We start from the raw sequence: 337 nt of genomic DNA, 5'->3' as shown, positions 1-337 counted from the left end.
CCCGGCACCGCACCCTCGACGGCCTCGGCCACCTCGGACCACGGGGTCCAGTCGGTCTCGGTGGCACCGGACGGAGCCGGGGACACCCACTCCATCCCGTACAGGGCGCCCGCGTCACCGGACACGGCGCCGAGCTGATCGGCAGAGAGCGGACGGCTGGCTATGGAGCCGACCGTCAGGACCGGAGCGCCGGTCACATCGGCGACGGAGAGGGAGACGGCCCGGCCGTCGAGCCGGCCGATCCGGACGCGGACGGCGTTGGCGCCGACGGCGTGCAGGGAGACGTCGTTCCAGGCGAACGGGACGGCCGTCTCGTCGTCGCTGTCGTTGAGGATGC

The 337-nt window shown here is 73.6% G+C and carries 1 protein-coding gene; it reads right to left on the bottom strand.

The window, feature by feature from the left end; genetic code table 11:
- A partial coding sequence (locus tag HO151_RS02705; protein WP_173894520.1) for a hypothetical protein occupies nt 1-337 on the bottom strand: 337 nt, incomplete at both ends.

This window comes from Streptomyces sp. 8P21H-1, assembly GCF_013302945.1.
Note: the sequence above shows the minus strand (reverse complement) of the source record. Positions and strands in the feature narration are given on the sequence as shown.